The organism is Thermosulfurimonas dismutans (assembly GCF_001652585.1).
Classification (GTDB): domain Bacteria; phylum Desulfobacterota; class Thermodesulfobacteria; order Thermodesulfobacteriales; family Thermodesulfobacteriaceae; genus Thermosulfurimonas; species Thermosulfurimonas dismutans.
This window is the reverse complement of sequence record NZ_LWLG01000004.1, coordinates 97,262-115,463: the sequence shown is the minus strand read 5'-3', so window position 1 is coordinate 115,463 and position 18,202 is coordinate 97,262. Positions and strand designations below refer to the sequence as shown.

Genomic DNA, 18,202 nt, shown 5'->3' with positions numbered 1-18,202 from the left:
GGTATAAAATAGTTTAACCGTCATGAATGAAAAGAGCAAATTGCTAGCTAAGATTCCGGCGGTACATGTATTGGCCGAAAGGCTTGCAAAGTCAACCCCCGGGCTTCCTAAGGTCTTTTATACTCGGACGGCAAGGCTTACCACTGAACGCCTTCGGAAGGAGATTATCGAGGGCCGAAAGGCCTCCCTTTCCGAAGAAGAGGTCCTGCGGCTTGCGGAAGGCATCTTGGCCGAGGAGAGTCGGCCGCATTTGCGCCCGGTGGTGAACGCCACAGGCGTGGTGGTGCACACCAATCTTGGTCGTTCTCCGTTAGCGGAAGAGGCCCTAGAGGAGATCGTAGCCGTAGCGAGGAGGTATTCCAATCTAGAGTACCGCCTTTCAGAAGGCCGTAGAGGAAGCCGGTATGAGCACGTGGTGGGCCTACTGCGTGAGCTTACTGGGGCCGAGGAGGCCCTAGTGGTGAACAACAATGCCGCGGCGGTCCTTATTACTCTCAATACTTTGGCCAAAGACAAAGAGGTCATCGTATCCCGGGGCGAGTTGGTTGAGATCGGGGGCTCCTTTCGGATGCCGGAGGTCATGGCCTGGGCGGGTTGTCGACTTCGCGAGGTGGGGACTACCAACCGTACGCATCTTAAGGATTATGAGGCTGCTATAAACGAAAATACGGCCCTCTTGATGAAGGTCCATCGCAGTAATTTCGCGGTGGTAGGTTTTGCGAAAGAGGTCTCTGGTAAAGAACTGGTTGAACTGGGACGTCGCTACGGAATTCCGGTGGTGGAGGATCTCGGAAGCGGATGTTTGGTGGATTTTTCTCGTTACGGGCTGCGCAAGGAACCTACCGTCCAGGAGATTGTGAGAACCGGGGTAGAGGTGGTTACCTTTTCTGGGGATAAGCTCCTAGGTGCCCCCCAGGCCGGGATCATTGTGGGCCGAAAGGAGTTGGTGGAAAGGATAAGGCAGAATCCTTTGAACCGGGCCTTGCGAATCGATAAGCTGACGCTTGCCGGGCTTGAGGCCACTTTGCGGCTCTATCTTGATGAAAATCTGGCATTGGAGCGGATACCTACTTTGCGGATGATCTTTCTCTCGACTGAGGAAGCCAAACGTCGGGCTCAACGGCTTAAGCGGATGCTGGTGAAGGCCTCTCTTCCGGGGTTTAAGTTTGAAGTCGTGCCTACGGTTTGTCGTACCGGCGGCGGGGCCTTACCCATAGCCGATCTCGATTCCTTTGCGGTGGCTGTAGAATCCGAGAAATTTTCCCCTGAGGAACTGCACGAAAAATTGCGGACTGGTGATCCCCCGGTGGTGGGGCGTATTGAAGAGGATCGGTTCCTGTTAGAGGTGCGAACGGTTTTTCCGGAAGAGTTCCCGCTGGTGGTAGAAGCCTTCAGGAGGCTTTGCGAGAATGCCTGAGCCCCGAGGCTGGGAACTTTATTTGCCTTACTATTTCAGAGCCGCTGAAAACGAGCTCAGGAAGATCTCTCCCGTAAAGTCTGTAAGACTGCTTCCGGAGGAGGGACAGATTCTGATATTCAACCGGGTGCCCGCAAATCTGGTTTTTGAGAAACGAGAGCCCCTATCTGAGTCCAGACGCTGGCTCCCTGTTCTTAAAAATATGGCTCGGATCCTGGTGGAGAATCTGGTTTTCACGACCGCCTATGATGGTTGGCCTGGACCGAAGGTTCTGGATCTCATGACTCAAGAGGCCCCGGTATCCGGACTTATCATTTCTGGTCGCGGCCTATGTCTTCCAGAGGGGACTCTCAGGCTTTCCGATAATTGCTATTTTCTGCCAACCTTTCTTAAAAAGAACTCGCGTTTTCTAAAAGATAACTGGCGGGCTGGGAAAAAGTTCGTGGCTGTAACTGGATTCCTGAACGGCTCCCAGAATTCAGAGGAAGTATCTGTTCGCCTTACTTGGGCCAAACTCTTCGGTTTTACCTTCCTTTCTCAGAAGGCCGAGACCCAATTGCGGCCATTCTTCGAAAATTTCCAGGCCATAAAAAGACTCCTGCGTCGCAAGGGAAGGCTGATCTTCGTAAAGCTTCGCCATCTCCCTGGTGATGTTGAAGGAATAGCTCTGGGGGAACACTTCCTTTTGAAGACCCCCAAGGGGCTGGAAGAGATTTTGGGGACCTCGACGGGGCTTTGCGCAGGGATCTATGAGGGGGACTTTGAGGGACCGGCTCTGGCCTTGGTGTATGCCGCATACGAACATGCCCGACGCCTGGGAGGCGGATTTGTAAGGTTTGAACCCTTCAGCTACCATGTCTTGGGAGATCTTTATGCCGACTGGGGAGACATGGGGGCCGCTCTTTGGGCCTACAGGTTGGCCGAAGGAGGTACTCTGCAACCGGCAGACCTCTTTAACAGCCAGGGACTCATCCTCAAAACCCTTGAACTTTATGAGGAGGCCGAAGAGGCCTTTCGTAAGGCCCTTTCTTTTGCCCCGGACGATCCCCTTATCAATTTCAATCTGGGGAGTCTCCTTTTGGAAAGGAACGATTCCGAAGCCCTACAATACCTACGTTTGGCCTTTAAACTTTCTCCTGCGAGATCGCTGTTTGTGGAAACCCTGGCCAAGGCTCTTGCTCAAGCGGGTCAAAAGGAGGAGGCCCTTGACCTCCTCTTTGGTCGTAATGATTTGACCTTGAGAGGCAAAACCCTTTTAGGCAAGCTCCTTTATGAAGCTGGCCGGTTTCAGGAGGCTTTTGAGTGTCTCAAAGCGGTCTCTTTGGAAAGGGAAGCCCCAGCAGAGGCTCTGGCGTATCTGGCCCTGCTTTATAAACAAAGAGGGGAGTCCGAGGCCGCTTTTGTGCTGGCCCGAGAGGCCCTGAGGCGTGGCGGAAGCCGTATCTCCGAAATCTTGGACCAAACGGAGGGGGCTTGAAACTAACGATTTTGGGCTCCGGGACAGGCTGGCCTCGACGGGAGAGGAATGCCGCCGGATATTTGGTAGAGGCCGGGCGATATTGTCTTCTTCTTGATTTCGGGCCGGGAACGTTGAGACGCCTCGTAGAGGTCGGAAAGGACATCAATGAGCTGGATATCATTTTCATTTCCCACTGGCACCCCGATCATGTGGCGGATGTGGTACCCTACCTCTTTGCTACCCGCTATCGATTGGGATTCGTCCGTGAGAAACCGGTAAGGTTGATTTCGGCTATGGGTTTCCGGGATTTTTACAGGGCTCTCAAAGGAGCCTTTGGGCACTGGATCGAACCTCCGGAAGGCGTTCTTGAAATTATCGAAAGACCCAGGGAGGATACGGCGAGACTCGAGTTTCCGAACCTGGGTATACTCACCGCTCCAGCCAAGCACAATCCTGAAAGCTTGGCCGTAAGGATAGAAGCCGAGGGTAAGAGTTTGGTTTATACCGGAGACACGGAGTACGCTCCCAAGGTCGTGGAGCTGGCTTCCGGGGCCGATCTCATGATTTGCGAATGTGCGACCCCGGAGGAGGTTCCGGTGGCTGGTCATTCTACGCCTTCGGTGGCCGCCCGCATGGCCGCAGAGGCCAAGGTCAAGCGTCTTCTCCTTTCCCATTTCTATCCCCCTTGCGATGAAGTCGATCTCATAACTCCGGCCCAAAAATATTTTTCGGGAGAAATTCTCTTGGCTTCCGATCTCATGTGCATTACAATTTAAAAATATGGATCCTAAACTACTTGAGAGTCTCAAGAAGAAGGTCCAAAAAGAGCTGGTCAATCGCGAGAGAGAGGTCCTAGAGTATTGGCTTTCCGAGTTGGAGAAAGTCTATGTCCGGAAACACCAGAGCCTTGCGGAATTAAGAAGCGAGTTAAGGCTCCTTTTGGATCGTATGAAGAGGCGTCTTGAGGTTATTCAAACCAAAGGGATCTAGAGAATTTTCTAATATGGGGGCCAAAGACTTCGGAGACGGCTTCCTTAACCTCGTCCTGACAGGTAAGGTTTAAGACTTTTTCTACCAGTTCCCGACACTTTTTGAACTCAAGTTCTCGTATGAAAAGTTTGACTTCCGGAAGACTCTGGGGGTTCATGCTGAGTTCGTCAAGCTCAAGTCCAACCAGAATGGGTACATAAAGAAGGTCGCCAGCCATCTCTCCACACATAGCCACCGGAATGCCAGCCCGATGGCCAGCCGTGACTGTAGTCTTAATGAAACGTAAGATGGCTGGATGTAGGGGTTCGTATAGCTCGGCTACCTCTTCGTTCCCTCGATCGATGGCCAGGGTATATTGGATGAGATCATTGGTTCCTATGCTAAAGAAATCTGCCTCCCTGGCCAAGAGATCCGCCACGGCTACCGCGGAGGGTACCTCGATCATAGCTCCTACCGGGACTTCCGGATCGAAGGGCAAGCCCTCCCGGGCCAGCTCTTCCTTGATCTCTTCCACCAGATTTCGTGCCCTCAGAAATTCAGCCACTCCAGAAATGAGCGGGAACATGATCTTGACCTTACCGTAAGCGCTAGCTCGAAGTATGGCTCGAAGTTGGGTTCGAAAAAGATGGTCTTCTTTAAGACATAGACGTATGGCCCGTAACCCCAAAGCAGGATTGATTTCCTCTGGAAGGTCCAGAACTGAGGCAAACTTGTCTCCTCCAAGGTCAAGGGTACGAATGGTCACCGGATGAGGAGCTATATCCTCCACTACCCGGCGATAAGTCTCAAATAGTAACTCCTCATAAGGCAGTTCCCGACGTGACACGTATAGGTATTCGGTCCGGAAGAGACCTATGCCCTCGGCCCCGTAGTCACGGGCAAAAGGGATTTCCTCAGGGAGATCCAGATTGGCTCGGAGAATGATGCGTCGTCCATCTTTGGTTTCGGAGCTCAGGTGAGCCACTTGGTGAAGGCGAACCTTGAGTCTCTCAAAACGTCTGGCCCTTTCGGAAAATTCCGAAATGATCTCTTCTACGGGATTGATAAAAATTTCTCCTGTGGTGCCATCAATGGCCAGAAGGTCTCCTGGCGAGACCTCTTTGAGTATACCTTTGGCCGCGACTACAGCTGGGATCCCCAAACTTCTAGCCACGATAGCCGTGTGGGAAGTACGGCTTCCGGCTTCGGTCACAAAGGCCAGGGTGAAATCTGGTTTGAGGCTTACGGTGTCTGCAGGGGAAAGATCCTGGGCCACGATGATAGCCCGTTCCTCATTAGGGAGATCACGATGCCCCTGGAGGGTGGAGATGATCCTTTCTACCATCTGAACCAAATCACGATATCTTTCCCGAAAATATTCGTCCGGGAGTTCGGAGAAGGCCTTCTCGTATCTTTTCAAGACCTTAAAGAGCGCCCATTCCGCGTTGAAGCCCTCCCGGATGAGTTCCTCGGCCTCAGAAATCAAAGAGGGATCTTTGACTATCAGACGCTGGGCTTCAAGGATGGCATGGACTTCTCCTAAATTGGGAGGAAGCTCTTTCTTGAGTTTTTCGATTTCTTCGGCGGTGGCCTCAATGGCCTTTTTGAGCCGGGCAATTTCGGACTCGGTTTCCTCTGGAGCGATCCGAGTACGAGAGACCTTGATGTGTCCAGGGAACATCAAATGGGCTGGTCCTACAGCTACTCCAGCCGAAACCCCGAGCCCCCTCAAGACCTTCATGCGTAAGCCTCGAGCACGCGTTTTATTTCGTTTAGCGCTTTTTCGGCCTCCTCACCCTCGGCTACAATCCTGAGTCGAGTCCCGGCGGAGGCCGCCAGCGTGAGTACGTCCAAAATGCTTCGGGCGTCCACGAGTTTCTCACCACGGCCAATCAGAACCTGGGCCTTCAAGCCGTTCAAGGCCTTGGCGAGTTTGGCCGCCGGACGGGCATGTAGCCCTAACCGTCCCTTGATCTCTATCTCCTCCTCAATCTTCATCTTCACCTAGGCCTCCGGCCTCCTCCTTTTTCTCGCCTGAAAGTTCGCTTTCCATCTCCTCCCGAGCTCCCTCCATGACCTCGTCGAACTCGTCCCCAAGTTCCTCTCCGAATTCCGCCCCCATTTTTTCCATGAATTGCATCATACTCTTAGGGTCTTCCTCATCAATTCCGGAAAGAAGGGCTGGATCTGCAAGCCGCTCAAGCCTGGTATCCAGGGAGAGTTTTACTCTCACTCGAGAGACCAGTTTTTTTACTTTGCGGGAGCCGCAGCCTCGGCAGTAGGGCTCGAAATCTTCTTCTCGAAACACTAGATGTTCCGAAATTTTTCGGCACTCGAGACAAAGATATTCAAAAATCGGCATTTTTTTTGGCCTCGTTTTTGAGATCTTTGAAATGCTTCTTGAGAAGCTTGATTAAGAAGAGGGTGTTGATGGTCTTATCCCCATTTAGTTTTAGATTTTCAAGAGGGATTTCCGCCCGGGCCTTTTCCCGATGTCCTCCGGCATACCCTAAAGAACCGAAGGCCCGTTCCGCGAGTCTGCCTGCATTTTTGCGATAGCCGTCGCACCGGATGATGATAATGAGTCTTTGGCGGTGTTCTCCGGAGACGAAAACCCAGCCGGCCTCTTGGACGTGATTTAGAAGGTCAGCAATGACCACCAGGATGTCGGCGTTGGGTACTTTCCCTACATGGGTAAATAGCCTTTGTTTGCGAAATTTCATATTGTCCAGGGCCAGGCGGATATATTTCAGCTCCGAGCGACGAATGTCTGAAGACTCTATCTTGTGAAGGAGGTGACGATTGAGCCGTTTGAAGAGATAGTGGAAACAGATGACATCCTGGAGGGCACAGTGTTTCTCGAAGTTGTCGGTATCGGTCTTGATGCCGTAAACCAGGGCCGTAGCCAAGGCTACCGAAGGTTTGATGCCAGCCGTTCGTAAATATTCCGTAAGTATGGTGGAAGTAGCCCCATATTCCGGGCGAATGTCGGCAAAGGCGGCTTGCCAGCCATCGTTTAGGGGATGGTGATCAATGACCACGTCGAAATCGATATTCTCGAAAGCAGGGTTGTGTGTGGGTTGCGAATCTAGAAGGACTTTCTTGGTGAAATCATTTACGGCCACTTGAGACTTCTTCATTACTGGGATCTTGAGGAGTTTGATCATAAGTTGGTTGTTCACCCGCCGGATTTCATTTACGTGCGCGATGACCACCTGGGACACTCTTTGCGAAAGCAGGCGTCTCATGGCTAGGGCGCTAGCCAGGGCGTCCGGGTCCGCCCAGATAAGGATGAGGACTCGGTCTTCCTTCTTGAAAAGGGAAAGAAGGGCGTTTAGCCGTTCCCGGTTAGAACGAAACCGAGGAAAACGGTTCCCGTTTCCGTTTTTACTTCGACCAGCCATCCCTATAAAAAAAGCCTCCCTCATAGATCGCCAGGGAGGCCGCCTCATTTCGGTATTTAATTAAGCCCCCATTTAGATAAAAATCAAGCCCCTCGAGGTCCATTTTGCCATTAATAAAGTCCACTAATTCCCTTTTACCAAGAATTATTTCAATAGGTAAGTGTTTTTCTTCGAATTCGTAAGGGGGAAGTCTGAAGGTAAACTCCGGGTGTGTTTCCCTAATAATCCTGAGAAGCAGCAAGGTGGTCTTTACCGCTTGAAAGCGATAAGGGGCTTGGACGTGGATTTCAAAGCCGTAGCAGATTCGGCCTTGCCATTTGTCGAACACGGGTTTAAAGGCCGTTGGTCTTAAAACTGCACCGGGAAGATCGAATCTTTCAATTCTCTTGAGGACAATTCTTTGGTCGAGCCAAGGGGCCCCGAAGAGCTGAAAGGGGCGGGTGCTGCCACGGCCTTCGGAGAGATTGGTGCCCTCAAGGAGGACTTGCCCGGGATAGACCAAGGCGGTCTCAAAGGTGGGCATGTTGGGAGAGGGCATGACCCAAGTAAGCCCGGTTTCGGGAAAGAGTCGGTCCCGACGCCAACCTTGAACCTTGACCACTCGTAGGGGAAGCGAGAGTCTTCGGCGAGTCTTGAAGAGTAAAGCCGCCTCACCCAGGGTGAGGCCATGCCTCAGGGGGAGCTCGGAAAGCCCTACGAAGGAAAAATACTCCGGGGAAAGCAGCGGACCTTCCAGGAATCCCCCCAGAGGATTAGGACGATCCAGGATGGCTATCTCCACCCCGGCCTCCTCCGCGACTTCCAGTAGAAGATAGAGGGTCCAGAGATAAGTATAGACCCGGCAGCCTACATCCCAGAGATCAACCAAGATAAGATCCAGATCTTCAAGATGGGCCTTCTCGGGTTTGAGACGAGGGCCGTAGAGGCTTACCACCGGAACCCCGGTCAAGGGATCAGTAAAATCTTCGGAAGAGATCATGTTGGCTTGATCGGTACCGTAAAGACCGTGCTGGGGGGAAAATAGTCGCACAAGACCTTTCCCGAGGAGCTCCTTTAAGGCCATATGGGCTGGAATGAGTTCGGCGGTTACCGAGGCCTGATGGCAAAGTAGACCTACTCTCCGGCCTAAAAGCCAGTTGGGGGCATCTTTTAAGATGCGGTCGAGTCCGGTAAGAACTTTCATTTCCCCGCCACCTGGATTTCCCTCACGTAGTTCTTTATGCCTTCGGCAATGCCTCGCGCTACCTCTCGGAGATAGGCTTCAGAGCGCAGTCTTTTGGCCTCGGTGGGATTGGTGATGAAGGAGATCTCCACCAGGATGGCCGGCATTCGCGTGCCCACCAGAACTACGAAGGGGGCCTTTTTTACCCCTAGATTTCGTACTCCCCGGTATTTTCTGGAGAGCCTTTTTACCAGGGCGGTTTGAACTTTTTGGGCCAGTCTCTTTGATTCCTCGATCTTGGTGTTTCGAAGGATTTTTTTGAGGAGGTTTTGGAGATCGCTTAACGATTGGTTGGAGACCGCATTTTCTAGGGCCGCTACCCGCATGGCTTCAGGATCGGTAGTAAAACTAAGGTAGTACGTTTCTATGCCCCGGCTTTTCCGATTGGGAGCGGCGTTCACATGGATGGAAACGAAGAGATCGGCTCTCTTTAGATTGGCTATGGCTGGCCGTTTGATGAGGGGAAGGAAGATGTCACGATCCCTGGTGAGAATGACTTCGCAGCCGAGACAGTTCTTGAGTTCCTCGGCTAGATATTTAGAGACCTTAAGGGTGATATGTTTTTCCTTTAACCCGTAAAGTCCAAGAGCCCCTGGATCGCGGCCTCCGTGTCCGGGATCTATCACGATACGGTGGATTTTGAGTCCGAGTTGCTGGGCCAAGGAGTATTTGCCTGCCGGAAGAGGTTTGAATCTGGCCTTTTCGGCCTCTTCCCCGATGAGGTCAATGACGAGTCTCGGAGGATCGCCAAGGTAAAAAGTGCGGTGAGAGGTGAAACTTTTGAGATCCAGTACTACCCTTACGGTATCCGGGAGATACTGGCCCAGACGAACCCTGGTAAGGAGCCCATCCTGAATGGGAATTTCGGGTTTCACGTAAGGGGAGAGTCTTGCCGGCTTAAGGTCCACATAGACCCGAGGAGGTTTGCCCTGATGGGCTTTGAGCACGTGATCATCGAAGTGAATCCTTTTGGTGAGATCTACTACTACTCGACTGTAATCCTCACCTGACCAGTGTCTCACTCCCTTGACTAGAGCCTTTCCAGAGATTTTTGGTTCTTTGTCCGGCTTTTTCGGAGAATAGGTTTCCGGGGTGGACTTTGGCCCCCTAACCTTGGGAGCCATGTCACCGTTGGGGTAACGTTTGAGGAGGATATCCCGTAATTCCTGGACCTTTTGAGGGTCCTTGAGAAACTTTTCGTAGATCTCCGCAGCTTCATAAAGGGCGTCATCCGCAAGTGCACTCTTGGGATAATGTTCCCAAAGCATGCGGTAGCGCCGCAGGGCCTCCTTGAGATCTTTCTGGTTGTGAGAGTAGCCGTAAAGGTTTCGGTACAGACGAGCGGTCCAGATTAGGGCCTTGGGGGCCTCAGGGCTTTCGGGATACCTCAGATATACCCGACGAAATCGGTTGATGATGTTGAGCCAGTAGCGCCGGTATTTGACCCTGGGAGATTTGGCAAACCTTTCGAGTTCCTTTTTGGCTGAGAGAAAAGCCTTCTCCGAAGCTGTCAAGGCCTGGAGCTTAAGGGGGAACAAGAAAATAAGAAAGAGGAGGAGAAAGACACGCCACAGAAGAAAGTTCATAGTCCTGATTTTACAAGAAAGTCCCGTAATTCGAAAACCAAGTTTAGGGCCTCACGGGGAGTGATTTCCTCGGGATTTAGGGCCAGGAGTTTTTCTTTTAAGGGGAGATAGGGATCGAAGAGGGGAAGTTGTTTCGGGCTTTCTTTGGGTTTTCTCACTTGATGAAGGTTTCCCTTGGCTTCGAGATCTTCTAAGATCTCGCGGGCCCTCTCGATGACTTCCCGTGGCAGACCTGCGAGTGCCGCCACTTGGATCCCGTAGGACTCACTGGCGGGCCCGGGCTGTAGCCGATAGAGGAAGACCACCTCCTCGCCCCACTCTTTGACCGCCACGTTGTAGTTTTTGACCGCCGGGAGTTCTCTCGCAAGTTCTGTAAGCTCGTGATAATGGGTGGCAAAGAGGGTGAGGGCCTTCTTGCGGTGGAGGTATTCCGCTACCGCCCAGGCGATGGCCAGACCGTCGTAAGTGCTGGTTCCTCGGCCGATCTCATCTAGGATCACGAGGCTTCTCTCGGTGGCGTTATTGAGGATGTTGGCACATTCCGCCATTTCCACCATGAAGGTGGAACGACCGCGCGAGAGTTCATCCGAGGCCCCTACTCGGCTGAAAATCCGGTCGCAGAGTCCGATGCGGGCGGACTCCGCCGGCACGAAACTTCCCAGGTGGGCCATGAGTACGATGAGGGCGGTCTGCCTCAAAATCGTTGACTTTCCGGCCATGTTCGGCCCGGTGATGATGAGAAGCCGCGCTTCTTCGGGATCGAGCCTGACGGTGTTCGGCACGAAGTTGCCAACCGGAAGGACCTTTTCCAGCACCGGATGTCGACCTTCTATGATTTCTATCCCGGGGGTCTCGGTGATTTCCGGGCGCACGTAGTCGTTTTTCTCGGCTACCTCGGCCAGCGACAACAGGGCATCGAGCTCCCCCAAAGCCCTTCCGGCCTGCCGCAGGGCCTCGGCCTCCTCAGCTACCGCCTCCCGCAGTTCGAGAAAGATTTCGTATTCTAATTCCTTTATCCGCTCATCGGCTGAAAGGACCTTGGCCTCAAATTCCTTGAGCTCCGGGGTGATGAAACGCTCGGCGTTGGTCAGAGTCTGCTTGCGTAGATAATCCTTAGGAATACGGTCCAAATAGCTTTTGGTGACCTCAATGTAGTAGCCGAAGACCCGATTGTAGCCTAGACGGAGATTAGGAATCCCGGTGCGTTGGCGTTCCCTGGCCTCGAGTTCCGCAAGGTACTTGAGGGCATTTTCTTTGAGATCCCTAAGTTCATCAAGCTCGACATGGACTCCCGGGCGAACGAGTCCCCCTTCCTTGGGGCTGGCCGGAACCTCTTCTAACAGGATGCGGACTAGTTTTTCGTAAAGGGTGGAAAAGTCTCCGAGTCTTTCCCTAATGCTAAAAAGTAAGCCCTCTGTTCCAGTAAGGTATTCTTTGATCTCCGGGATCACCGATAGGGCTTGACGCAGGGCTACCAGGTCTCTGGGACCGGAAAGCTTCAGGGTGCATCGGGTAGTAAGCCTTTCCATATCTGTGACCCGGGAGAGGGCTCGGCTTAAGGCCCCCCGTAGGTCTGGATTTTCGAGCAAGTACCGTACGGCTTCCTGTCTTTCCCGGATGGCGGAAAGATCGCGAAGGGGATATAAGATCCAGTGTCTTAACGTCCTTCCTCCCATGGGGGTTTTGGTGTGGTCAAGGACCCAGAGGAGGGTGAAACGCCCGGTACCATCGAACTGGTTGCGGACGAGTTCGAGATTGCGTTTGGTGGGCTCGTCGAGAATGAGGTAGTTTCCCAAAAAATAGGGCTTCGGAGAGGAGAGACGGTTCAGGGCCTCTTTTTCGTTTTCGCGCAGGTACTCTATGATGGCGGCCACGGCCGGAAGGGCCTCCGGTATTTCCGAGAGTCCGAAACCGGCGGGATCCGCCACCCCGAAGAGTTCAGAAATGAGCTCTCGCCCCCTCTTTTCTGAGAACCATTCCGGAGCCACCCTTGTAAGATGAAGGCGGGGGAGGACCTCTTTGAGCTTTTTAGTAAGGGCTTCCTCCTTTTCTTCCGGTAAGAGAAGTTCTCGCGGTTCGAGCCGGAATATCTCGTTTAGGAGCTCGTTTTCGTCTTCAAGGGCGGTTACACGGAAGTCTCCGGTGGAAAGATCAAGTACCGAAAGACCAAAGCGTTTTCCTTGCGAGAGGGCGCAGAGATAATGGCTTTCCTTTTCGGAGAGACCTTCGAGATCCACGAAAAGCCCGGGAGTGACGACCCGGATGACTTCCCGTTTTACCAAACCTTTGGCTTCTCGAGGATCTTCCACCTGTTCACAGATGGCCACCCGGTGGCCGGCCTCGACTAATTTCCGGATATAAGGGGCCGCGTTTGACACCGGTACCCCGCACATGGGCACCCGTTTGCCCCCTCCGGCCTCCCGTGAAGTAAGGGCGATGTTGAGGATGCCGGCGGCCTTCTCCGCATCCTCAAAGAACATCTCGTAAAAATCACCCAGACGGAAAAAGAGAATACAGTGCGGATAGCGGCGTTTGATCTCAAAGTACTGTCGGAACATGGGGGTGAGTTTCTGCATGGCCATTAAAACTTTAAAGGTAAAGACGGTGTTTCTCAATGTATAGGCGGACGCTCTCCGGAACCAAGTATCGGATGGAACGACCGGCCCAAAGACTCTGACGTATGAGAGTAGAGGAAATTTCCAAGGGCGTTACTTGTAAAAAGAGGATCTTTTGATTTTTAGGACCCAAAAGACGATCTCTTCGGAACTCGAAAGTCGGGAAAAGTTGTCTAGCCTTATTGACAGCGGATTTAACGCCTAGGGGGCCTCGGTTGATGACTACCAGGGCCGCCAGTTCCGGAAGTCGGTGATACTCGTGCCAGGTCTCGAATTCAAGGAAGGCGTCTAGCCCCAGAATGAAGTAGAATTCGTATTGAAGATGAGACTTGCGGAGCTCGGTCAAGGTGTCCACGGTGTAGGAAGGGCCCTGCCTACGGCCTTCAATATCCAGGACCCGAAAGGCCGGATTTCCCTCGATCGCAAGCTCAACCAGTTTTAGGCGTTCTTTAAAAGGGAGGTGAGGGGCGTTTCTTTTGTGAGGTGGGGTCCCCGCTGGAATGAACCAAACTTCGGAAAGACCAAGACCCTCCCTTACCTCTTCCGCTACCCGCAGATGGGCTATGTGGATGGGGTCGAAGGTCCCGCCGAAAATTCCTATTTTCATGAGTTCCGCTCCTTTTCCCAAAGGATATGGGGTAGAATGATGAAAGTCAATTATGGAGAAGGAAAGACTCGATCGGCTTCTAGTCCAAAAAGGTCTGGTTGAAAGTCGGGAGAAGGCCCAGGCCCTCATTATGTCTGGAGTGGTTTATGTAGATGGCCAGCGGATGGAGAAGGCCGGTACCCGGGTGTCGGTGGCTTCACAGATTGAGATCCGAGGGTCAGGGCTCCCCTATGTTTCTCGAGGTGGACTTAAACTCGAGGGGGCCCTCAAGGTTTTTGATCTCAAAGTCGAAGGCCTGGTGTGTGCGGATATAGGAGCCTCAACCGGTGGTTTTACGGACTGCCTTCTAAAACACGGGGCCCGGAGGGTTTATGCCATCGATGTGGGCAAAGGCCAGCTTCATGAGAAATTGAGACAAGACCCCCGGGTGGTGGTCATGGAGGGGGTGAATGCCCGCTATCTCAAAGCTGAGGATCTTCCTGAAAGGGTGGCTCTCGTGACGATTGATGTCTCTTTCATTTCATTAAAGAAGATCCTTCCTGCGGCCAAATCTCTTTTGAGACCCGAGGGCCTGATATTGGCTCTCATCAAGCCTCAATTCGAAGTTGGCCCTAGGGAGGTCGGTCGCAAGGGGGTAGTCAAGGATCACCGTAAACACCGACGGGTGATGGAGGAGATATGGGCCTTTGGTGAAGACGAGCTTGGATTTCGAGCTCTGGGAGTGGCCGAAAGCCCCCTTCCAGGTCCGGCTGGTAACCGAGAATTTTTTATTCTTTTTCGATTTTTGCCTTTACAATCACGGGAGACCTTGTTATTTTGCCAGGAGAACGGCACGGAAAGGGAGGGAAGCGGTGAAGATCATCTTTGATCCTGAGATACCGGAAGACTTGCGCGAGGATATCAAAGCCGCGGTAGAAGAGGAGGGACTGGAGGAAAAATGTCCCGAATGCGGGGCCAAAGAAATATATGTGGCCCTTCTTGGAAAAGTTTTAGATGTCAAATGTTACGATTGTGGCTATTCTTATGCAGAAATTGAGATGGAGGAGGAATAGATCTTAGTCTTTCCAACGTTCAAGGTAGGCGTAGGCGTTGTGAGCGTGGATGGATTCCAGATTTTCGGCGGAGACGGCAAACCAGATGATGTCTGGATGGTCAAGTAACCTTCGGCCTACTTCTCTTACCACATCCTCCACAAAGCGAGGTCGCTGGTGGGCCCATTCCGTAACGTATTTTTCATCCGGTCTTTTGAGTAAGGGATAGACCGGGCTTGAGGCCGAGGCCTCCACGATTTCGATGAGCTCTTCGAGCCAAACGAATCGTTTGAACCTCACCTTTAGGGTCACTTCCCCTCGTTGATTGTGGGCTCCGATTTCACTTATAGCCTGTGAACAGGGGCAGACCGTCATAACCGGTACCCTAACCCCCAACACGATATCGAGTTCTTCTTCGCTTTTGGCCCCGGAGATAAAACACTGATACTCCATGAGAGAAGGAGCCTGGGTTACCGGGGCTTCTTTTTTGAGAAAATAAGGAAACGAGATCTCTAAATGAGCCACTTTAGCGGAGAGCTTTTCCCGCATGCGATCTAGGATAAAGGGGATGTTCTTGATGTAGATCTCCTCCCGGAATTCATTTAGGATTTCGATGAAACGGCTCATGTGTGTGCCTTTGAATTCCCGGGGAAGATCTACGTACATGTTGATTTCGGCCACGGTGTGTTGCACTCCGCGGCGTTTGTCTAGTACCGAGACCGGATAACGGATGCCTTTTATACCGACCTTATCGATAGAAATTTCGCGAGGATCGTAAAGACTCTGGACGTCTTTAAGTTCCATAGCTCGAAAGCTTCTTTACCAGTTCCCGGGCCTTCTCCCGGGATGGTCCGGGAAGCTCCAGAAGACTTTTGCCTTTCCGCTCGGCAAGGAGTACCTCCCGATCTTCCGGAAAAGACACTAAGGGTTCAACCCCTAGAGTTTCCTGAATGAAGGCCTCGTCTTCGGTATCCCTTACGGCGTTTCCCACTACGACCACCCTTTCCATTTTAAGTTCCTGGGAGAGCCTGAGGATCTGTTTGGCGGTCTCAAGACTTCCTCGGTAAGGTTGCGCGACCACCAGTATGAAGTCCATAGGGACTACGGTAGCCCGTCCGAAGTGTTCCACTCCGGCTTCCATGTCCACTACCACCGCCTCCTTGGCCTGAAGGATGAGGAAGGAAAGTAGACGTCTAAGGACGGTTTGCTCCGGGCAGGCGCATCCGCCGCCGGCCTCCCGAATGGCCCCGAGGACCATGAGCCGGAGCCCGTCTTTTTTGAGCATAAATTTTTCGGGTAAATCGTCAATCTTGGGGTTCAAGTTGTAATAAGGCCCCTGTTTTTCCGCACGTTCAGCAAGCAAATCTCGCATTTCCGCTAGAGGCGTAAGGCTTTCGGCCTCGGCGAACCCTAAAAGGCGGCCTAAGTGTGGGCTAGGGTCGGCATCGATGGCGAGCACTCCGTAGCCAGATTCTAGCAACGCCCCGCAGAGCAGGGCCGCAATGGTACTTTTCCCTACGCCACCTTTGCCGCAGAAGGCGATCTTCATGGCTCTATTTTACCACTTCTTCCCAGGGAATAACCCCCGGGCGCAAAAGCACAGGCTTGCCTTCGACCACCGAGACCAGGGTGGAGGGCCTTTCCCCCGGGCTTGGGCCCCCATCGAGGACGAGATCTATTCTCGGGAAGTATCCTTCGACTTCTTCAGCGGTGCGGGCCGGAGGCTGGCCCGAGGGATTGGCGCTGGTGCCCGTGATCGGTTTCCCAAAAAGTTGTGGTAATTTCCGGGCCACCGGATGAGAGGAAAGCCTTACGGCTATCGTTTCCGTTCCTCCGGTGATCCATGGCGGGACTTCCGGCCGGGCTCGAAAGACCAGGGTAAGGGGGCCAGGCCAGAAGCGGGCCGCCAGTTCTTGGGCTATCTTCGGGATTTCGGTCACAAGTTGCTTCAAGTCTTCGAGATCCCCAATGAGAAGGATTACCGGTTTCCCTGGCTCGCGCTTTTTAAGGGCGTAGAGCCGCTTCACCGCCGACTCCGAAAAGGGATCCACAGCCAGGCCGTAAAAAGTTTCCGTGGGGAAAGCCACCACCCCACCCGAAGAAAGTATCTTTACGGCCTCGTCCAAGGCTTCTGGACTTTCAGCCTTGATTGTGCGCTTCATGCCGAGGCCAGGGCCTTCCGGTAGTCCTTGAGCTTGGCTCTCAGTTTTTCGTCCGAGAGCGAGAGAATGGTAACGGCCAAGAGAGCAGCGTTTTCCATGTTGCCGATACCCACGGTAGCCACCGGGACCCCCTTCGGCATCTGCACGATGGAAAGAAGGGCGTCCATACCGTTGAGAGGGCCGGCTGCTACCGGCACGCCGATTACTGGAAGAGTGGTGTGCGCGGCCACTACTCCGGGAAGATGGGCCGCAAGTCCGGCGCCGGCGATGATGATCTTGAGTCCTCTTTCCTCAGCGGTTTCGGCATAACGTCTCACCTTTTCCGGGCTCCGGTGGGCGGAAGCCACCTCTACCTCATAAGGTACGCCGAACTCCTCCAACACCTTTTGGGCCTTTTCCACCGCCGGCAGATCACTCTTGCTACCAACCAAAATGCCTACTAGGGGTCTTTTTAAATGCCTTAGGGCCTTGGAGCCAATGTCTCGACGGAAATGGGCGCCCTCGAAATGGATCTTTTCTACGGCCTCATAGGCTCGTTTGATAGCGGAAGGAATATCCGGCGCAATGGCTGTGACCCCTAGGACCCGTCCTCCAGCAGTGACAATCTTGCCGTCCTTTTTGGCCGTTCCGGCGTGAAAGACCTTAACCCCCGTCATTTGAGCGGCCTCTTCAAGGCCTGTAATCACCTTGCCTTTTTCGTACTTTCCGGGATACCCCTGGCTAGCCATCACCACGCAGACCGCGGCCTCCGGGCGAAGCCGAATCTCGATTTCGGAAAGTTTGCCGGAAAACGCCGCTTCCATTAGTTCCACGAGGTCGGACTCCAGACGCATGAGCACCGGCTGGGCCTCGGGGTCCCCGAAACGGCAGTTAAACTCTAACACGTAGGGCTTCCCCTCACTTATCATGAGTCCACCATAAAGGACCCCGAAGTAAGGAGCGCCTTCCTTGGCCAGGGCTTCGATGGTTGGGCGCATGATGGTTTCCATGATAGTTTCGGCAAGCTCAGGCGTTACTACCGGAGCTGGAGAATAAGCCCCCATGCCTCCGGTATTGGGCCCTTGATCTCCATCGAGAAGGGGTTTGTGGTCTTGAGAGGTTGGCAACGGAAGCACGGTTTCTCCATCCGTAATGACCATGAAAGAGGCTTCCTCTCCGAAGAGACACTCTTCGATGATTACCCGTTTGCCAGCCTCACCGAACACCTTTTCTACCATGATACGGTCGATGGCTTGCAAGGCTTCTTCCACCGTACGACAGACTACCACCCCTTTCCCGGCGCAAAGGCCATCGGCCTTGACGACGATGGGGGCTCCTTTCTTTTCTACATAGCGTTTGGCCGCTTCTGGATCGTCAAAGACTTCAAAGGCTGCGGTGGGAATACCATAACGGGCTAATAGCTCTTTGGTGAAGACTTTGCTGGCTTCTATCTGGGCGGCCTTGGCCGAGGGCCCAAAGACGCGAAGCCCCTTCTCTCGAAAATAATCCGCAAGCCCCCGGGCCAGCGGATCCTCCGGGCCCACCACCGTGAGATCAACCCCTTTTTCTCGGGCGAATTGAGCCAGGGCTTCAAAATCAAGAGGAGAAAGAGGAACACATTCGCACTTTTCCTCCTCGGCGATCCCGGCGTTTCCCGGGGCACAGAAAACCCGTTCCACCTGGGGACTCTGGGCCAGTTTCCAGGAAAGGGCGTGTTCCCGCCCGCCTCCTCCGATCACCAAGATCTTCAT

18 protein-coding genes are annotated in these 18,202 nt (G+C 53.2%); 6 read left to right on the top strand and 12 right to left on the bottom strand.

The window, feature by feature from the left end; all coding sequences use genetic code 11:
• Positions 1-22 precede the first annotated feature (22 nt).
• Genes selA through TDIS_RS04805 form a run of 4 tightly spaced genes read left to right on the top strand, consistent with a single transcriptional unit; the run spans position 23 to position 3,866 of the window.
• A complete protein-coding gene (gene selA / locus TDIS_RS04820) occupies positions 23-1,417 on the top strand; it encodes an L-seryl-tRNA(Sec) selenium transferase (protein WP_068669877.1) in 1,395 nt (464 codons plus the stop codon).
• Complete coding sequence (locus TDIS_RS04815; RefSeq protein ID WP_068669875.1) at positions 1,410-2,894, top strand: tetratricopeptide repeat protein; 1,485 nt, start codon at positions 1,410-1,412, stop codon at positions 2,892-2,894. Before selA ends, TDIS_RS04815 begins: the two co-directional genes overlap by 8 nt.
• A complete protein-coding gene (locus TDIS_RS04810) occupies positions 2,891-3,652 on the top strand; it encodes an MBL fold metallo-hydrolase (protein ID WP_068669874.1) in 762 nt (253 codons plus the stop codon). The genes TDIS_RS04815 and TDIS_RS04810 overlap by 4 nt, the downstream gene beginning before the upstream one ends.
• Before the next feature lie 4 nt (positions 3,653-3,656).
• The gene (locus tag TDIS_RS04805) at positions 3,657-3,866 is read left to right on the top strand and encodes a hypothetical protein (protein WP_068669872.1); all 210 of its coding nucleotides are present in this window, start codon (positions 3,657-3,659) and stop codon (positions 3,864-3,866) included.
• Here TDIS_RS04805 and ptsP read toward each other — a convergent pair.
• The 8 genes from ptsP to nadD are packed head-to-tail and all read right to left on the bottom strand — an operon-like array spanning position 3,844 to position 13,279.
• Entirely contained in the window at positions 3,844-5,586 is a 1,743-nt protein-coding gene (ptsP, locus tag TDIS_RS04800; RefSeq protein ID WP_068669870.1) for a phosphoenolpyruvate--protein phosphotransferase, read from the bottom strand. The two genes, TDIS_RS04805 and ptsP, sit on opposite strands and share 23 nt — an antisense overlap.
• Entirely contained in the window at positions 5,583-5,843 is a 261-nt protein-coding gene (locus TDIS_RS04795; protein WP_068669868.1) for an HPr family phosphocarrier protein, read from the bottom strand. Before TDIS_RS04795 ends, ptsP begins: the two co-directional genes overlap by 4 nt.
• A complete protein-coding gene (locus TDIS_RS04790) occupies positions 5,833-6,207 on the bottom strand; it encodes an FmdB family zinc ribbon protein (RefSeq protein WP_068669866.1) in 375 nt (124 codons plus the stop codon). Before TDIS_RS04790 ends, TDIS_RS04795 begins: the two co-directional genes overlap by 11 nt.
• Complete coding sequence (locus TDIS_RS04785) at positions 6,194-7,249, bottom strand: DHH family phosphoesterase (protein WP_068669898.1); 1,056 nt, start codon at positions 7,247-7,249, stop codon at positions 6,194-6,196. Before TDIS_RS04785 ends, TDIS_RS04790 begins: the two co-directional genes overlap by 14 nt.
• Positions 7,233-8,432: an exo-beta-N-acetylmuramidase NamZ family protein gene (locus tag TDIS_RS04780; protein WP_068669864.1), complete on the bottom strand. Its 1,200-nt coding sequence runs from the start codon at positions 8,430-8,432 to the stop codon at positions 7,233-7,235. Before TDIS_RS04780 ends, TDIS_RS04785 begins: the two co-directional genes overlap by 17 nt.
• Positions 8,429-10,057, bottom strand: coding sequence for an N-acetylmuramoyl-L-alanine amidase (locus TDIS_RS04775; protein ID WP_068669862.1), 1,629 nt, complete (start codon positions 10,055-10,057; stop codon positions 8,429-8,431). Before TDIS_RS04775 ends, TDIS_RS04780 begins: the two co-directional genes overlap by 4 nt.
• Positions 10,054-12,633: a DNA mismatch repair protein MutS gene (gene mutS / locus TDIS_RS04770; RefSeq protein WP_068669893.1), complete on the bottom strand. Its 2,580-nt coding sequence runs from the start codon at positions 12,631-12,633 to the stop codon at positions 10,054-10,056. The genes TDIS_RS04775 and mutS overlap by 4 nt, the downstream gene beginning before the upstream one ends.
• Before the next feature lie 13 nt (positions 12,634-12,646).
• Entirely contained in the window at positions 12,647-13,279 is a 633-nt protein-coding gene (gene nadD / locus TDIS_RS04765) for a nicotinate-nucleotide adenylyltransferase (RefSeq protein ID WP_068669860.1), read from the bottom strand.
• A gap of 52 nt (positions 13,280-13,331) precedes the next feature.
• On the opposite strand from nadD, the gene TDIS_RS04760 reads away from it, so the two are divergent.
• Positions 13,332-14,147, top strand: a complete 816-nt coding sequence (locus tag TDIS_RS04760) for a TlyA family RNA methyltransferase (RefSeq protein WP_068669858.1) — start codon at positions 13,332-13,334, stop codon at positions 14,145-14,147.
• Positions 14,131-14,331, top strand: a complete 201-nt coding sequence (locus TDIS_RS04755) for a hypothetical protein (protein ID WP_068669856.1) — start codon at positions 14,131-14,133, stop codon at positions 14,329-14,331. The genes TDIS_RS04760 and TDIS_RS04755 overlap by 17 nt, the downstream gene beginning before the upstream one ends.
• Positions 14,332-14,334: 3 nt before the next feature.
• Here the strand turns inward: TDIS_RS04755 and folE2 are convergent, their stop codons facing one another.
• From folE2 to purD, 4 genes are read right to left on the bottom strand one after another with little or no spacing between them, the layout of a single operon-like run.
• Positions 14,335-15,114 carry a GTP cyclohydrolase FolE2 gene (folE2, locus tag TDIS_RS04750; protein ID WP_068669854.1) on the bottom strand — a complete coding sequence of 260 codons (780 nt, stop codon included), beginning with the start codon at positions 15,112-15,114 and terminating at the stop codon, positions 14,335-14,337.
• A complete protein-coding gene (locus TDIS_RS04745; protein ID WP_068669853.1) occupies positions 15,104-15,859 on the bottom strand; it encodes an ATP-binding protein in 756 nt (251 codons plus the stop codon). The genes folE2 and TDIS_RS04745 overlap by 11 nt, the downstream gene beginning before the upstream one ends.
• Positions 15,860-15,863: 4 nt before the next feature.
• Positions 15,864-16,472: an L-threonylcarbamoyladenylate synthase gene (locus tag TDIS_RS04740; RefSeq protein WP_068669850.1), complete on the bottom strand. Its 609-nt coding sequence runs from the start codon at positions 16,470-16,472 to the stop codon at positions 15,864-15,866.
• Positions 16,469-18,202 (bottom strand): phosphoribosylamine--glycine ligase, encoded by a 1,734-nt coding sequence (gene purD / locus TDIS_RS04735; protein WP_068669848.1) that lies wholly within the window; start codon positions 18,200-18,202, stop codon positions 16,469-16,471. Before purD ends, TDIS_RS04740 begins: the two co-directional genes overlap by 4 nt.

What these genes read in the sequence shown, in the direction of transcription:
- selA (WP_068669877.1), top strand. Translation starts at nt 23, where the DNA reads ATGAATGAAAAGAGCAAATTGCTAGCTAAGATTCCGGCGGTACATGTA.
- TDIS_RS04815 (WP_068669875.1), top strand. Translation starts at nt 1,410, where the DNA reads ATGCCTGAGCCCCGAGGCTGGGAACTTTATTTGCCTTACTATTTCAGA.
- TDIS_RS04805 (WP_068669872.1), top strand. Translation starts at nt 3,657, where the DNA reads ATGGATCCTAAACTACTTGAGAGTCTCAAGAAGAAGGTCCAAAAAGAG.
- ptsP (WP_068669870.1), bottom strand. Translation starts at nt 5,586, where the DNA reads ATGAAGGTCTTGAGGGGGCTCGGGGTTTCGGCTGGAGTAGCTGTAGGA.
- TDIS_RS04795 (WP_068669868.1), bottom strand. Translation starts at nt 5,843, where the DNA reads ATGAAGATTGAGGAGGAGATAGAGATCAAGGGACGGTTAGGGCTACAT.
- TDIS_RS04790 (WP_068669866.1), bottom strand. Translation starts at nt 6,207, where the DNA reads ATGCCGATTTTTGAATATCTTTGTCTCGAGTGCCGAAAAATTTCGGAA.
- TDIS_RS04785 (WP_068669898.1), bottom strand. Translation starts at nt 7,249, where the DNA reads ATGGCTGGTCGAAGTAAAAACGGAAACGGGAACCGTTTTCCTCGGTTT.
- TDIS_RS04780 (WP_068669864.1), bottom strand. Translation starts at nt 8,432, where the DNA reads ATGAAAGTTCTTACCGGACTCGACCGCATCTTAAAAGATGCCCCCAAC.
- TDIS_RS04775 (WP_068669862.1), bottom strand. Translation starts at nt 10,057, where the DNA reads ATGAACTTTCTTCTGTGGCGTGTCTTTCTCCTCCTCTTTCTTATTTTC.
- mutS (WP_068669893.1), bottom strand. Translation starts at nt 12,633, where the DNA reads ATGCAGAAACTCACCCCCATGTTCCGACAGTACTTTGAGATCAAACGC.
- nadD (WP_068669860.1), bottom strand. Translation starts at nt 13,279, where the DNA reads ATGAAAATAGGAATTTTCGGCGGGACCTTCGACCCCATCCACATAGCC.
- TDIS_RS04760 (WP_068669858.1), top strand. Translation starts at nt 13,332, where the DNA reads ATGGAGAAGGAAAGACTCGATCGGCTTCTAGTCCAAAAAGGTCTGGTT.
- folE2 (WP_068669854.1), bottom strand. Translation starts at nt 15,114, where the DNA reads ATGGAACTTAAAGACGTCCAGAGTCTTTACGATCCTCGCGAAATTTCT.
- TDIS_RS04745 (WP_068669853.1), bottom strand. Translation starts at nt 15,859, where the DNA reads ATGAAGATCGCCTTCTGCGGCAAAGGTGGCGTAGGGAAAAGTACCATT.
- TDIS_RS04740 (WP_068669850.1), bottom strand. Translation starts at nt 16,472, where the DNA reads ATGAAGCGCACAATCAAGGCTGAAAGTCCAGAAGCCTTGGACGAGGCC.
- purD (WP_068669848.1), bottom strand. Translation starts at nt 18,202, where the DNA reads ATGAAGATCTTGGTGATCGGAGGAGGCGGGCGGGAACACGCCCTTTCC.